At 58.7% G+C, this 15,138-nt stretch carries 9 protein-coding genes; 7 read left to right on the forward strand and 2 right to left on the reverse strand.

The features are described 5' to 3' along the window. The first annotated feature begins 10 nt into the window (after window positions 1-10). The 3 genes from CFE47_RS04260 (at window position 11) to CFE47_RS04270 (ending at window position 5,270) form a co-directional block, all read left to right on the forward strand. On the forward strand, window positions 11-3,190 hold the full coding sequence (locus CFE47_RS04260; RefSeq protein WP_185709875.1) for an efflux RND transporter permease subunit: 3,180 nt from the start codon (window positions 11-13) through the stop codon (window positions 3,188-3,190). Continuing rightward, the gene (locus CFE47_RS04265) at window positions 3,187-4,602 is read left to right on the forward strand and encodes an efflux transporter outer membrane subunit (protein WP_286835623.1); all 1,416 of its coding nucleotides are present in this window, start codon (window positions 3,187-3,189) and stop codon (window positions 4,600-4,602) included. Before CFE47_RS04260 ends, CFE47_RS04265 begins: the two co-directional genes overlap by 4 nt. Before the next feature lie 137 nt (window positions 4,603-4,739). Next, window positions 4,740-5,270: a hypothetical protein gene (locus tag CFE47_RS04270; protein WP_286835624.1), complete on the forward strand. Its 531-nt coding sequence runs from the start codon at window positions 4,740-4,742 to the stop codon at window positions 5,268-5,270. A 760-nt stretch (window positions 5,271-6,030) separates the two neighbouring features. Here CFE47_RS04270 and CFE47_RS04275 read toward each other — a convergent pair. Both CFE47_RS04275 and CFE47_RS04280 read right to left on the reverse strand, forming a co-directional pair. Further along, entirely contained in the window at window positions 6,031-9,591 is a 3,561-nt protein-coding gene (locus tag CFE47_RS04275; protein ID WP_286835625.1) for a hypothetical protein, read from the reverse strand. A gap of 114 nt (window positions 9,592-9,705) precedes the next feature. After that, window positions 9,706-10,722 carry an AraC family transcriptional regulator gene (locus CFE47_RS04280; RefSeq protein ID WP_286835626.1) on the reverse strand — a complete coding sequence of 339 codons (1,017 nt, stop codon included), beginning with the start codon at window positions 10,720-10,722 and terminating at the stop codon, window positions 9,706-9,708. A 167-nt stretch (window positions 10,723-10,889) separates the two neighbouring features. Here CFE47_RS04280 and efeU point away from each other — a divergent pair, with 167 nt between their 5' ends. Genes efeU through efeO (CFE47_RS04300) form a run of 4 tightly spaced genes read left to right on the forward strand, consistent with a single transcriptional unit; the run spans window position 10,890 to window position 15,113 of the window. Beyond that, complete coding sequence (efeU, locus tag CFE47_RS04285; protein ID WP_286835627.1) at window positions 10,890-11,735, forward strand: iron uptake transporter permease EfeU; 846 nt, start codon at window positions 10,890-10,892, stop codon at window positions 11,733-11,735. 10 nt (window positions 11,736-11,745) lie between these two features. Beyond that, entirely contained in the window at window positions 11,746-12,948 is a 1,203-nt protein-coding gene (gene efeO / locus CFE47_RS04290; RefSeq protein ID WP_286835628.1) for an iron uptake system protein EfeO, read from the forward strand. 14 nt (window positions 12,949-12,962) lie between these two features. Continuing rightward, window positions 12,963-14,267, forward strand: coding sequence for an iron uptake transporter deferrochelatase/peroxidase subunit (gene efeB, locus CFE47_RS04295; protein ID WP_286835629.1), 1,305 nt, complete (start codon window positions 12,963-12,965; stop codon window positions 14,265-14,267). A gap of 27 nt (window positions 14,268-14,294) precedes the next feature. Continuing rightward, on the forward strand, window positions 14,295-15,113 hold the full coding sequence (gene efeO, locus CFE47_RS04300; protein WP_185709883.1) for an iron uptake system protein EfeO: 819 nt from the start codon (window positions 14,295-14,297) through the stop codon (window positions 15,111-15,113). Window positions 15,114-15,138 lie beyond the last annotated feature (25 nt).

Genomic DNA, 15,138 nt, shown 5'->3' on the forward strand with positions numbered 1-15,138 from the left:
ACGACTCAAGATGAATTTTTCCAAGTTCTTCATTTCGCGGCCGATCTTCGCAGCGGTGCTGTCGCTGTTGATCCTGATCGCCGGTGCGATCTCGCTGTTCCAATTGCCGATCAGCGAATACCCGGAAGTGGTGCCGCCGACCGTGGTGGTCCGCGCCAACTTCCCGGGTGCCAACCCTAAAGTCATCGGTGAAACCGTGGCGGCCCCTTTGGAGCAAGCCATCACCGGCGTCGAAAACATGCTGTACATGTCTTCGCAGTCGACCGCCGATGGCAAGCTGACCCTCACTATTACCTTCGCCCTGGGCACTGACCTGGACAACGCGCAGGTGCAGGTGCAAAACCGCGTCACCCGGACTCAGCCAAAACTGCCGGAGGAAGTGACACGCATCGGTATTACCGTGGACAAGGCCTCCCCTGACCTGACCATGGTGGTGCACTTGACCTCCCCGGATCAGCGTTACGACATGCTTTACCTGTCCAACTACGCCTTGCTTAACGTGAAGGATGAGTTGGCGCGTTTGGGCGGTGTGGGTGACGTGCAGTTGTTCGGCATGGGCGACTACTCCCTGCGTGTCTGGCTCGATCCGAACAAGACCGCCTCGCGCAATTTGACCGCCACCGACGTGGTCAATGCGATCCGTGAGCAGAACCGTCAAGTGGCCGCCGGTGCGCTGGGTGCACAACCTGCGCCGAATGCCACCAGCTTCCAACTGTCGGTGAACACCCAAGGCCGCCTGGTGACCGAGGAAGAGTTCGAGAACATCATTATTCGCGCAGGCGATAACGGTGAAATCACCCGCCTCAAGGACATCGCACGGGTAGAGCTGGGTTCCAGCCAATACGCGCTGCGCTCGTTGCTCAACAACCAGCCGGCGGTAGCGATCCCGATCTTCCAGCGTCCGGGCTCCAACGCCATCGAGATTTCCAACGAAGTCCGCGGCAAGATGGAAGAGCTGAAAAAAAGCTTCCCGCAAGGGATGGACTACAGCATCGTCTACGACCCGACCATCTTCGTGCGGGGCTCCATCGAAGCGGTGGTGCACACCCTGTTCGAAGCACTGATCCTCGTGGTGCTGGTGGTCATCCTGTTCCTGCAGACCTGGCGCGCCTCGATCATTCCGTTGGTGGCGGTGCCGGTATCGTTGATCGGTACGTTTGCGGTCATGCACCTGTTTGGCTTCTCGCTTAACGCCCTGTCGCTGTTCGGCCTGGTACTGGCTATCGGTATCGTGGTGGACGACGCCATCGTGGTGGTGGAGAACGTCGAACGGAACATCGAGCTTGGCCTGGAACCGTTCCCCGCCACTGAAAAAGCCATGAGCGAAGTGACCGGCCCGATCATCGCCACCGCGTTGGTGCTGTGTGCGGTGTTCATCCCGGCGGCCTTCATCAGCGGCTTGACGGGGCAGTTCTACAAACAGTTCGCCTTGACCATTGCGATCTCGACCGTTATCTCGGCGTTCAACTCCCTGACCCTGTCGCCAGCACTGGCAGCCGTATTGCTCAAAGGTCACCACGCACCGAAGGACGCGTTCTCGCGGTTCCTCGACAAGTTGCTCGGTGGCTGGTTGTTCAAACCGTTCAACCGCTTCTTCGACAAGGCCAGCCATGGCTACGTCGGCACCGTGCGCCGAGTGATTCGCGGCAGTGGTATCGCGCTGTTCCTGTACGCCGGCTTGATGGTGCTGACCTGGCTGGGTTTTGCCCACACGCCCACCGGTTTTGTACCGGCCCAGGACAAGCAATACCTGGTGGCTTTCGCTCAATTGCCAGACGCCGCAAGCCTGGACCGTACCGAAGACGTGATCAAGCGCATGTCCGACATCGCCCTGAAACAGCCTGGCGTGGAAAGCGCCGTGGCGTTCCCGGGCCTGTCGATCAACGGTTTCACCAACAGCCCGAACAGCGGCATCGTGTTCGTGACCTTGAAACCGTTTGATCAGCGTAAAGACCCAAGCATGTCGGCGGGTGCAATCGCTGGCGCACTGAACGGCAAGTACAGCAGCATCCAGGAAGCCTACATGGCGATCTTCCCGCCGCCGCCGGTACAGGGCCTGGGTACGATTGGTGGTTTCCGCCTGCAGATCGAAGACCGTGGCAACCTGGGTTACGACGAGCTGTACAAAGAAGTGCAGAACGTCATCACCAAGAGCCGCACGACACCGGAGCTGTTCGGCCTGTTCACCAGCTATACGGTCAACGTGCCACAGGTCGATGCTGCGATCGACCGCGAAAAGGCCAAGACCCACGGCGTGGCGATCAGCGACATCTTCGACACTTTGCAGATCTACCTGGGTTCGCTGTATGCCAACGACTTCAACCGCTTTGGCCGCACGTACCAAGTCAACGTACAGGCTGAGCAACAGTTCCGCCTGGATGAAGACCAGATCGGCCAGTTGAAAGTACGCAACAACAAAGGCGAGATGATCCCGCTGGCGACCTTCATCAAGGTCAGCGACACCTCGGGCCCCGACCGCGTGATGCACTACAACGGCTTCATCACCGCAGAGATCAACGGCAACGCTGCACCGGGCTACAGTTCGGGCCAGGCAGAAGCGGCGATTGAAAAACTGCTGAAAGAAGAACTGCCCAACGGCATGACCTACGAGTGGACCGACCTGACTTATCAGCAAATCCTCTCGGGCAATACCGCACTGTTCGTGTTCCCACTGTGCGTGCTGTTGGCGTTCCTGGTACTGGCGGCCCAATACGAAAGCTGGAGCCTGCCACTGGCGGTGATCCTGATCGTGCCGATGACGCTGCTGTCGGCCATCACCGGGGTGATTATCTCGGGCGGTGACAACAACATCTTCACCCAGATCGGCCTGATCGTACTGGTGGGACTGGCCTGTAAGAACGCGATTCTGATCGTCGAGTTTGCCAAGGACAAACAAGCGGAGGGTCTCGACCCACTGGCTGCGGTACTGGAAGCCTGCCGTCTGCGTCTGCGGCCGATCCTGATGACCTCGTTCGCGTTCATCATGGGTGTGGTGCCACTGGTGTTGTCCAGCGGTGCGGGTGCCGAGATGCGTCATGCCATGGGCGTGGCGGTGTTCTCCGGGATGATCGGTGTGACCTTCTTCGGTCTGTTACTGACGCCAGTGTTCTACGTACTGATCCGTCGTTATGTGGAGCGCAGCGAAGCACGCAAAGCGGCCAAGGCCTTGAAGCTGGAGACACAGCAATGAGCGTGAAAGTATTCCTGCCGAGCTTGCTGGTACTGGCACTGAGCGCCTGTGCCGTAGGCCCGGACTATAAAACCGAGAAGCTGGAGGCGGCCAATATCACGGCCGCCGCCGATGCCAAGCAGTATGACCACGCCAAGTACGAAGGCATCTGGTGGCAGCAGTTCGACGACCCGACCCTCAATCAACTGGTCACTCAGTCGCTGAGCGGTAACCGTGACCTGCGCGTGGCCTTTGCCCGCCTGCGGGCAGCCCGTGCGATCCGTGATGACGTGGCCACTGACATCATGCCCGTGGTCACCTCCCGCGCCAGCAGCGATGTGGGCAAGGGCCAGATCCCCGGCCAGACTACCAAGCGCGTCAACAGCGAGCGCTATGACCTGGGCCTGGACATGGCGTGGGAGGTGGACCTGTTCGGTCGTATTCGCCGCAACCTGGAGGCCAGCGACGCAGACCAACAAGTAGCCGAAGCCGACCTGTACCAACTGCAAGTCACCATGATTGCCGAGCTGGTGGATGCTTACGGTCAACTGCGTGGCGCTCAACTGCGCGAACGCATTGCTTTGGACAACCTGAAAAACCAGCAGGAATCGCGCACCATCACCGTCAGCCTGCGCGATGCCGGCGTGGGCGATCAGTTGGATGTGGAACGTGCCGATGCGCGCTTGGCAGCGGTCGAAGCCAGCGTGCCGCAATTGCAGGCTGAACAGGTGCGCGAGCGTAACCGCATCGCTACCCTCCTCGGCCAACGCCCGGACAAGTTGACGGTGGACCTGAGCCCCAAAGACCTGCCGGCGATTGCCAAGGCGTTGCCGATTGGCGACCCGGGGCAACTGCTGCAACGTCGCCCGGACATCCTCAGCGCCGAACGTAAATTGGCCGCTGCTACCGCGCGGATCGGCGTGGCCAAGGCCGACCTGTTCCCACGGGTCAGCCTCAGCGGCTTCCTCGGTTTTACGGCCGGGCGTGGTTCGCAGATCGGCTCGGCGGCTGCCAACGCCTGGTCCCTCGGCCCGAGCATTACCTGGGCCGCCTTCGACCTGGGCAGCGTGCGTGCCCGTTTGCGCGGTGCAAATGCCGAAGCCGATGGCGCGCTGGCGACCTACGAGCAGCAAGTATTGCTAGCGCTCGAAGAGTCCGAGAACGCGTTCAGCGACTACGGCAAGCGCCAGCAACGCCTGGTGTCGCTGATCCGCCAAAGCGAATCCAGCCGCGCCGCCGCCGACCTCGCCGCCATTCGCTATCGCGAAGGTACCGTGGACTTCCTGGTGCTGCTCGACGCGCAACGCGAGCGCCTGGCCGCCGAAGACTCCCAGGCCCAGGCCGAAGTGGACCTGTATCGCGGCATCGTCGCGATCTACAAAGCCTTGGGTGGTGGCTGGCAGCCGGACACGGTGGTCGCCAGCAACAAGTGATGTAAAGAGCTCCTTTGGTTGGTCGCATCCAGCCAATTTTTAGCCCTGCGGCCTATTCGGACGCGGGGCTTTTTTTAAAGTGTGATCAACTGAGGTCGATACAGGGAGGTAGCTTTCGATTGCTGGAGAATTAGAAGATGATCATCTCTTCGCCTACGTCGACAGGAAAAATCAGCAAACAAGATCCGGGATACATAATTAAAGAACCCAAAAAGGTGATCACTGATTTCACTGTCAAAGACGATTCGCAAGCGGCAAAGGTGTTAACACTCAAAGACGATGTGCAAATTTCCGACTTAAAGAAATTTTTAAAAAAATACGACATGACCCACATCACAAACATGGAGCTTAAACAAGTTGGTCGTAAGCTGTATGAAAACAAACTGATCAGCGAGCAGGCATTTGGTGTTTTCATCGATGGCACCAACGCGGTCGATAAAGACGGCCACCAGGCAGACCTTCACGTCAAATTCAACGCGATCGCGCTATTTGACCAAAGGCTTGAAGAACAAACATCTTGGATGTCTAGTTATACCGAACAACAAAAGCAAGAACCACTGTTCTGGCCATGGAGGCAAGGAATGATTGATGCCAACAAGGCAGTTAATGCACTCGCCTACTTTGCTTGGTCATCTCGAAAAGACTTCGCAGTCGATGAGCAAGCATAAACTACTCCGATAAAAACGCAGGGCGTTCAAATGCTCATCTCGCGCCCTGCGCCGATCTAGACTTAACGTCCGTAGCGGACGGTCCCTGAATAGGATTTAGGCGCAGCCTCCGAATTTCTGACCCTCACGCGATAATTGCCATGAGGTCCAGAAAAGGACGCGTTATTTCCTATGCTGAACGTCACTCGGCTCCATGAGCCTCCTACTTCGCGTTCGATATAAATCTCTGGGGCTCTACCTGCGCCACCGGCAGATACTGTTGCATTAATACTCGCTCCAGCGCACCCGCCCGCCGATGTTATAGAGAACGGGCCATTGGCCGTGTCCGTCGTATCAGGCGGCACTATTCCGCTAAAGCTCTCCGTAATATACAAACACAACGCATTTGCCTGAAACGATGTCAGCGCCAAAGCCAAAAAGGGGATTGCAAAAAGACTTTTCATGGTTCTCACCTCACGGGTTAAACAATTAAGTTATTTGCGTTTAAACCATCGACTTTTTATTTATACATAGGCCGCCCTCAAGGCAGCACGCCACCGTCTGCGCAGACACGTGCCGACCATAGAAAAAGTTATCCGAGCTCAACAGTAGGACCCGTGGCGATGACTATGCATGACTTATTACTTGAGGTAAGCCGGCGGCTTCCTAAAATATTGAAAGACGGCTCTGTAGTACAAATTAAGCACCCAGTAAGTTATTTCCTAGTCCCTTGCTGCAGCAGCATCACCGGCAAAATCACCCCCACTGTTCCTCGCCGCATTCAAAAAACAAGATGCTCCTGGATATAACTTTTGAATGCCTGGCTGCGCGCCGGCTGTTGAAAAGGTGGCTTCTGCGGATCAATAGAGCCCGGCGGATGTTGCATTAGCCTGAACACACCGAGCAGCTGCTGGGAGCTCCGATCGACCATATACATCAACCCCGGCGCAGGCGTGTTGATGGATCGTTTGCTGACTATCTTGATGGGGACCTGCTCGGTGATGGCTGACGCGCCAAATGAATTCAGTGCATTTTCGATCATGGTGCGGTTTTGCTTAAACAGCGCCGGGTCGGTCTTTAACTGCGCCAGCAACGCCACGCTGGTCATGGTGGACTCTGCATTCAGGCTCCCCGCGCGTGACCCAAACATGTTGACGCCTGTGTTGTCCACCAGCGCCGATGCATCCTCTCCCGCACTCACGAATGCTTGTGGCTCAGTATGGCCTTTCGCCAAGTTCAAAAGGCCGGCCGCATTTTCCTCGTTCTTATTCAGCCGTGTGAGGTAGGCAAAATCGAGTGACCCCTGAGTCAGCTTGCCTGGAAGGTGGTCCAGCTCATGGATCAGCGCATTGCTCATTGCACCCTCATTCGAGCCGAAATGCTGGTAGTAACGTTTGGCACCGTCGATATTGACTTCAATGAACTTCCCCGACCGATCTAGCTTGAAATCCTCGGGATTGACCTGTGCAACCCAATCGTGGTTTTTCGAACGCATGAATTTTACATTATTCGCCGTCAGTACCTCAGCCTTGGCCTTGAGACCGGACAGTCGAGAGTTCATCAATTTGCGCGCCTGTGTGGGGGACATCCCCTGAAAATTCTTGAGCACAAAATCAACATCATCAGTCAGTGCCGGGTCTGCCATTACCTGCAGCGCATCGTCGAGTTTTGAAACCATCAGGGGCTGCGCACGCTCCACTATGTGTTTGACTTCTGCACGTGTTGCGCGTGTTTCAGGCGTGGCGTTGGCGGCAACGGCCTTCTCCTTGCCCACGGTTCCAGCCTCTTTGAGCGACCCTCGGCGCATTTGCATAGGCCGCCCGGCCCGTTGCTCGTCCAGTTGCGCTCTCCAGGCGTCACGCTGCGGGCCCTCACGGCGGCTGAGCCGCAACAAAGACTTATCCTTGAGCCACTTGCTCGCATTGGCTAGCGGCTCGGCAAGCCCGGCAACGGGGTTAAACAATCCGTTAGTAATTGAGCCCACGGCACGAGTGGCCTCCCCCAACCGGGAAAGCCCAGACTCCGCCCGAGCAATGGCACCCGCCCCTGCAGCAACGCCTCCCGCAACAACGGAGATGGCCGTCACCGCATCAGTGGCGCACCCCGCCATTGCACCAAGATCCTGTTTAACACGACCAGACACGACATCGTCGTAGCACGCCTTAAAGGGAATGAGCGTGTTTACCACCGTCTTCACTACCAGTTTGGCGCGTTGTTCAAAGTCTTCTCGCGGGGTGCTGCCTGAGGCTAGAGCCTGGAGACTATCGAGTTTCAACACCAGATTCTGCTTGGAAACGTGCTGCGCAATCGCTTCGGCACGAGGCGAAAAAAAGCCAAGAGGTGATAACGGCGCAGTTGACCCCGAAGCCGCTGGCAGTGTCTGGCGCAATGCCCTGACTTGGATCTCGGACGCGCCGGCATCGCTGCCATCGACATGGGACTTCATCCGGATATTCCACAGGTTCGGGACCACTGCCTCGCCATTGTCCAGCGCGGCAAGAAACTCCGGCCGCTCAACATACGCGCCGCTCATGGGCAAAAACTCGAAACACTTGGCGTCTTTTCCTTCTCCCGCGCTGATCAGGAAGCCATAACGGCCCTGCACAGCATCCAATTGTGCTTGTGCACTTTTCCTAGAGGTTCCTTTGCCATCAATCGATTCGGCTTGTACCTGATAAAACGTCAGCTTCTGGGTTTCCAGCGCTCGCCTGTCTGCGTAGGGCATTTTGCTGAGAATGTCCTTCAGGCCTGTTGATATCGCGCGGTGAAAGCCGATCGAATTGTCCTTGGTTGCTTGATCAAGCATTTGCCTGGAGTACTTCAGATGCTTGAACTGCGTTTTCAAGCCAGCAAATTCGGAGGTAAACCGACTATTGGACGGCATACTGATCAGCGAGGAATCCCGCCGTAGCGAATCAAACTTGCCATCTTTCAAGACTCCCATCATATGCAGGTCGACCAGGCTTTGCTGGTAGCCCACATCGTGAGTCGGCGCAAAAATAAGCACGTTTTCCACAAAGTGCACCGGCTTGTTGACGTCTCGCCCAGGAAACACCCGTTTCAGGTCCGCCTCGGCCAACGCTCTCCTGCCAGCCACCGGTGTACTGAGTATCTTGGTTGCCTGGTGAGTCGCCTCGATGTAGGCGCTGTATTGTCGGATGGCTTGTTTCAAGTCCTCGGCGGTGTACTGATCATTCTCGCGTAACGCGATGACACCGTGCATTGTTGCCCAATCGAGCAGAGGGTCAGTTTCGGCGGCGTGAAAAAGCACAGCTTGCTCGGGTGTCAGTGGTTCAAGCGCAGAGCGCTCGAGCACCTGGTCATACGTCAGGGTGCGACTGGAACCCGCTGCGGACTCTTCCAGCAGCGCAACCGTTTTCCTGAATGCCAACCAGGCAGGCGAACCGATGTGCAAAGTAGCCGGCGTGTCACGCACCAGAAACTCCGGGGCAACATTGGCCAGCATGATATGCGCAGTGGCTTGCACGGCCTCCGGCCTTACGCCTTTATTGCGCACCAAATGGTCCTCCAGCGCCTCTCGGACCTGCGCCAAGGTACGCCCTGCATTGGCGGTAGCGTAGAGGTCGAAGCCTGCGATGTGGTTCCGTCGCAAACCCAGCTCGGAGTCGATGTGCAGCATGCGAGCAGTGAGCAGTAATTGGTTGCACTGTACTTTTGTAAGTCCCGCCTCACTACGGCCTATTGACGCGAGCAACATCTGCTGTCGGAAGCGATTGAGCGGTGTACGACTGTGAAGATGCTGGGTGATTCGCTGGTCCATATCCTCGTTGGTCGCCGGTAGGCTGTTTAGGATGCCACCCCCCACGTCACGTTCGAACGCCGCGATCAACTGTCGACGCTCTTGCGGGAGCAGTCCAGGAAGAACGGGCGACTGAGCCCCCAGCCAAGCGCCGGAATAACTGCCCATTGCAGGACTCGCCGGCAGCGGGTGCCGTAGCCATTTGATCAGGTTGCGCACCTGCCCAGCCGTAGTGGGGGCGTTCTGCGCGTTCATATGCGGCCATAGTTGTTGCAAGAACTGCAGGGCGGTCGTCTCTTTTACGTCGCGATCGCCGCCCCGCGCCAGGTCGAACCGGATGTCTTGCAAATCAAGGCGTATATCGTCGGCCTTGCCGTTTGCACGCGCCTCGAGCGCCATCAACCAGCGTTCTTTTTCACGTGCATCCAGCACGGCAGCGGCGAGCTCATGCTGTGAAACCTTGGGGCGTTCAGCTTGTACCACGGGGCGCGAGCGCTCTGCGATCGTTGGCGCAACGTAGGGTGGAATCTTGAATGGTCTAAAGTCGGCGAATTGGGAAATGCGGGGGAAGGTTGATGACATGTCGTGCACTCATCTGTAGCTCAAGAGTGCTCAGCTTGTTGGGGGCGTCAACCGGGAGGAATAAGATAACGCTGTGGACCGAGCCAGACGTTTCGGCATACAGAGAACTCTCGCCTAGCCCTGCTCCCCCAGAATCAAACTTCTGTAATGCCCGGGATTGGACCCTGCCCACTTACGAAACGCTTTATAGAACGAGCTGGTATCGGCAAACCCCAACCGCGCCGCAATCTCGGCAAAACTGATCTGCGGTTCCGCCAACCAAACGATCGCCAGTTCCTTGCGCACGCTGTCCTTGAGGCCTTGGTAGGTCTGCCCTTCCTCCGCCAGACGACGACGCAGGGTAGATGCGGAGATGCACAGGCTGGCGGCCAGCCCGTCGGTTTCCGGCCAGGTGTCGGGGGGCATCTGGCGCAGGTCGTGTTTGATGCGGGTCGCCAGGCTGTCGGGGTCGCGGTATTTGACCAGAATATTGGCCGGCGCATGGGCGAGGAAGCGTTTGAGCTCTTCAGCGCTGCGCTTGACTGGCAGGTCCAGGCACTCGGCGGAGAAGATCATGCGGGTACGCGGCCGGTCGAAGCGCAGGTTGTCGGAAAACATCACCTGGTAGTCGTCGCAGAAGTCCGGCTGCGCGCAGCGCAATTCGACCGCCAGGATCGGAATCCGTCTTCCGGCCAGCCAACAGGCGACACCGTGCACGATCATCCAGTAGGTGAAGCAGGTAAACGCGCGCTTGGGTTCCAGCTCGGGCTCCAACAACACGATTTCAGCCAGGCTTTGTTGCCGCACCAATTGCGCAGGCATCCGCTCCAACATCAACGACAGAAAACCCAAGCCGGTTTCCAGGCTCGCACCCAAGGTCGGTTGCGCCATTGCCACGCGACAGAGGAATTCCAGGCTGCCGGACTTGAGCTTGCGGGGATCCATGCCGAAGAACTCATCATCCATGCGCCGCGCCAACAAGCGCCAAAAGCGTGCGTAGGATGTGGCCGACACCCGTGCAGAAGGCTGCTCGAGCACCGACGGGTCGATGCCGGCTTTGCCCAGCACTTCGACCGTGGCGGCGCCCGGCGCACAGCTTTGCAACAAGGCTTCGCGCACGAGGTGGATGGAGATGGTGTCTTTTTCCGACATAGGGGATCGTGCATTCGTTGCCGCAGATAATGGCGTGCATCATAAGGTGGCTTGCGTTTCGCCACCACCGTTCAGCCGCAGTTCAGAAAAGGTCAAGATTGCTTGTTTAGTAATGAGTATCATTATGTTACAAATTAGCATCCTATCTAATCGTGATGCGGTGCCGAATGCTTGTTCCCTTTCTGATCATGCTGCGCGAAGGCATTGAAGCCGCCCTGATCGTTGGCATTATCGCCAGTTACCTGCAACAAACCGGCCGTGGCCAGTGGATGCCCGCCGTGTGGATTGGCGTGTTTCTCGCCGCCGCCCTGGCCCTGCTGGTCGGTGGTGGCCTGGAACTGGTCAGTGCCGAATTCCCGCAGAAACAACAGGAACTGTTCGAAGGTATCGTTGGCCTGGTCGCTGTGGGCATCCTCAGCTCCATGGTGTTCTGGATGCGCAAAGTAGCGCGCTCCATCAAGCATTCCCTGCACCAATCCCTTGATCATGCGCTGGCCGGTTCCAAGCATCAGGTCACCGCCCTGATCCTCATGGTGTTTTTCGCCGTGGCCCGAGAAGGCCTGGAAACCGTGTTCTTCCTGCTGGCCGTGTTCCAACAGAGCGAAGGCCCGGGTGCGCCGATTGGCGCCCTGCTCGGCCTGATCCTGGCGATCATCGTGGGTTTCCTGATCTACACCGGCAGCATGCGCCTGAACCTCGGCGCGTTTTTCCGCTGGACCGGCCTGTTTATCCTCGTGGTGGCCGCCGGCATCCTCGCCAATTCGGTACAGGCCCTGCACGAAGCGGGCGTGTGGAACCACTTGCAAACCGTATTGTTCGACTTCAGCGCGGTGTTGCCGATGGACAGCCCCTTGGGCTCGGTACTCGCGGGCATGTTCGGTTATCAGGAAGCACCTACCGTCAGCACCTTGGGCGCCTATCTGATTTACCTGGTGGTGGCCCTGGTGATGTTCTTCCTGCCTGCGGCACCGCCCAAGCCTGTTTCTGAATCTTCTTCCGTTTCCAGCCAGTAAGGACCGTCCCTTGTCCAACCCAACCCCTAAACCGGCTTCGCCTCCCCGCGCGCTGCGCTGGGCCGTGGCGGGCTCGGTGGTCGTGATGATCGCAGCCGGTGGCCTGTTTTATTACGCATCGCAGTTGGCCGCGAGCAAGCGCCAGACCAACCACAATGAAATCGCGGTGACCATCCATGGTCACGCCTGCGAGCCCAATGAACTGACCGTGCCTGCCGGGCGCGCGAGCTTTCGTATCATCAACCGCTCTGACCGGGCGGTGGAGTGGGAAATTCTCGACGGCGTGCTCGTGATCGAGGAGCGCGAAAATATCGCCCCTGGCCTGAGCCAAGTGATCAACGCCAACCTGTTGCCAGGCGATTACGCGATCACGTGCGGCCTGCTGAGCAACCCGCGTGGCACCTTGCACGTTACGCCAACCGCCGAGTCCGATGCCCAGGCCAAAGCCAAGCCGTCGATGGTGGCGTTTATCGGCCCACTGTCGGAGTTCCGCGTTTACTTGAGTGGCCAGGGCAGCGCGCTGGTCAAGGCTGTCACTGCCCTGCAACAGGCCATCGACGTTGGCGACCTCACCCAAGCCCAGGCGCTTTACGTGCCAGCCCGTGAGGCTTACCAGCGCCTGGCCCCGGCCTCCCAACGCCTGGCGGAACTGGACAACGCGATCAACGCGCGCGCCGACTACTTCGAAAAGCGTGAACAGGATCCGGCGTTCAGTGGCTTCCACCGCCTCGAATACAGCCTGTTCCAGCAACGCAGCCTCGACGGCCTGGCCCCGGTTGCCGCGCGCCTGGTGAGCGACGTCACCACACTCAAGCAGCAATTGCTCGCCCAGTCCCTGCCACCAGAGCAATTGGTGAACATCGTAGTGCGCAACCTCAATAGCTTGGCGGATGTGCGCGCCGTCAGCGGTGAAGAGGAGCGCTACAGCCACATCGACCTGAATGGCTTTGCCGCCAACCTGGAGGCCGCCCACAAGGTTGTCGAGTTGATGCGCCCGCTGCTGGTCAAGTCCGCCGCCGACTTGCTGCCAAAAATCGACACTGCGCTCGCCGCATTCGATGCACAACTCAATGGTTTGAAAGTCGACGGCCAGTACAGCCGCTACGACAGCGTTACGGCCGATCAGCGCAAGCAGATCGCCGACAAGGCCAAGGCTCTGGCCGCAGCACTCGATGGAATCGACCCAGCCCTCGGCCTTTCCGGCCTGCAGTGAAGACGACCGCACACATGAGTGATTCAGAACACACCAACCTTCAGCGTCGCCGTGTCCTGCTGGGCATGGCGGCCACCGGCGCCGCAATTGCCGGGAGTGCCCTGACCTGCCCGGCCATGGCTGCCGCCGCCGAGCAAGTCACCACCGCACCGCGCAGCGACAAGACCCAGGATCATCACGACTTTTTCGGCAAACACCAAAGCGGCATCGTTACGCCACGCCCTGCCTGCGGCATGGTGGTGGCATTCGACGTATTGGCCAGCGACCGCGAAGACCTGGAGCGTTTGTTCCGTACCCTGAACGAACGCATCGGCTTTTTGATGACCGGCGGCACCGTGCCGCAAGTCGATCCGAAGCTGCCGCCCACCGACTCCGGGATCCTCGGGCCAGTGGTCACACCGGATAACCTGACCATCACCGTCTCCATCGGTGAATCGCTGTTCGACGAACGCTTCGGGCTTGCCAAAGCCAAGCCCAAGCGCCTGATTCGCATGGTCGGCTTCCCCAACGATGCGCTGGAACCTGCGCAGTGCCACGGCGACCTTAGCCTGCAATTCAGCTCCAACACGCCGGACACCAACATCCATGCCCTGCGCGACATCGTGAAAAACCTGCCCGACCTGCTGTTGGTGCGCTGGAAACAGGAAGGCAGCGTGCCACCGCAGGCGCCGAGCAAACCCGGAGAGCCGGCACAAAGCGCGCGCAACTTCCTCGGTTTCCGTGACGGTTCGGCCAACCCGAACTCCAACGACGACACTGCCATGAACCAGATTGTGTGGGTGCAGCCCGGCAGCGACGAACCGACCTGGGCCGCCAACGGCAGCTACCAGGCGGTGCGCATCATCCGCAACTTCGTCGAACGTTGGGACCGTACCCCGCTGCAAGAGCAAGAAAGCATCATTGGCCGCGTCAAGACCACGGGCGCGCCCATGGATGGCCAAAAAGAAACCCAGGTTCCCGACTACAGCAAGGACCCGGAAGGCAAGTTGACCAAGCTCGATGCCCACATCCGCCTGGCCAACCCACGCACCCCGCAGACTCAGGCCAACCTGATCCTGCGTCGGCCGTTCAACTACTCCAACGGCGTCAACAAAAACGGTCAGCTGGACATGGGGCTGCTGTTCATCTGCTACCAGGCTGACCTGGAGAAAGGCTTTATCAGCGTGCAAACCCGGCTCAACGGCGAGCCTCTGGAGGAATACCTCAAGCCAGTCGGCGGCGGCTACTTCTTCACCTTGCCGGGGGTCACGGGACCCAAGGATTTCATTGGCCGCACGCTGCTCGCTGCAACGCACCCTCAAACCACTGCCAATACCTAAAACAAACCCCAGAGCGGAAATCGTCCCATGAAAAAGTCGTCTATCGCGTTGTCGTTGCTGCTGACCCTTTCACCGCTGGCAGCGTTTGCCGCTACCGCGCCGCTGGACCTGGTGGGCCCGGTGTCGGACTACAAGATCTATGTCACCGAAGAAATCGGCGAACTGGTCACCCAGACCAAAGCGTTTACCGACGCCATCAACAAGGGCGACCTGGCTACCGCCAAGAAGCTCTACGCGCCGACCCGTGTGCACTATGAGTCCATCGAGCCGATCGCCGAGCTGTTCAGCGACCTCGACGCCTCCATCGACTCCCGTGTCGATGACCACGAAAAAGGCGTGACTGCCGAAGACTTCACCGGCTTCCACCGCATCGAATACGTGCTGTTCTCGCAGAACACCACCAAAGGCCTGGAAGAGTTGACCGCCAAGCTCAACACCGACGTCAACGACCTCAAGACCCGTGTCGACGGCCTGACCTTCCCACCCGAGAAAGTCGTGGGCGGCGCCGCAGCGCTGCTGGAAGAAGTTGCCGCGACCAAGATCTCCGGTGAAGAAGACCGCTACAGCCACACCGACCTGTACGACTTCCAGGGCAACATCGACGGCGCGAAGAAAATCGTCGACCTGTTCCGTGGCCAGATCGAGAAGCAAGACAAAGCCTTCCTGGCCAAGGTCGACAAAAACTTCGCCACCGTGGACAAGATCCTGGCCAAGTACAAGACCAAGGACGGTGGCTTTGAGACCTACGACAAGGTCAAGGAAAACGACCGTAAAGCCCTGGTTGGCCCGGTCAACACCCTGGCGGAAGACCTGTCCACCCTGCGCGGCAAGCTGGGTCTGAACTGATGCGCTGGGGGGCACTCATCCCCGT

Origin of the sequence: Pseudomonas sp. PGPPP1, from assembly GCF_002255865.1 — a bacterium.
Taxonomy (GTDB): Bacteria; Pseudomonadota; Gammaproteobacteria; order Pseudomonadales; family Pseudomonadaceae; genus Aquipseudomonas; species Aquipseudomonas cremoris.

What these genes read in the sequence shown, in the direction of transcription:
- efeB (WP_286835629.1), top strand. Translation starts at nt 12,963, where the DNA reads ATGAGTGATTCAGAACACACCAACCTTCAGCGTCGCCGTGTCCTGCTG.
- CFE47_RS04270 (WP_286835624.1), top strand. Translation starts at nt 4,740, where the DNA reads ATGATCATCTCTTCGCCTACGTCGACAGGAAAAATCAGCAAACAAGAT.
- efeO (WP_185709883.1), top strand. Translation starts at nt 14,295, where the DNA reads ATGAAAAAGTCGTCTATCGCGTTGTCGTTGCTGCTGACCCTTTCACCG.
- efeU (WP_286835627.1), top strand. Translation starts at nt 10,890, where the DNA reads ATGCTTGTTCCCTTTCTGATCATGCTGCGCGAAGGCATTGAAGCCGCC.
- CFE47_RS04280 (WP_286835626.1), bottom strand. Translation starts at nt 10,722, where the DNA reads ATGTCGGAAAAAGACACCATCTCCATCCACCTCGTGCGCGAAGCCTTG.
- CFE47_RS04265 (WP_286835623.1), top strand. Translation starts at nt 3,187, where the DNA reads ATGAGCGTGAAAGTATTCCTGCCGAGCTTGCTGGTACTGGCACTGAGC.
- CFE47_RS04260 (WP_185709875.1), top strand. Translation starts at nt 11, where the DNA reads ATGAATTTTTCCAAGTTCTTCATTTCGCGGCCGATCTTCGCAGCGGTG.
- CFE47_RS04275 (WP_286835625.1), bottom strand. Translation starts at nt 9,591, where the DNA reads ATGTCATCAACCTTCCCCCGCATTTCCCAATTCGCCGACTTTAGACCA.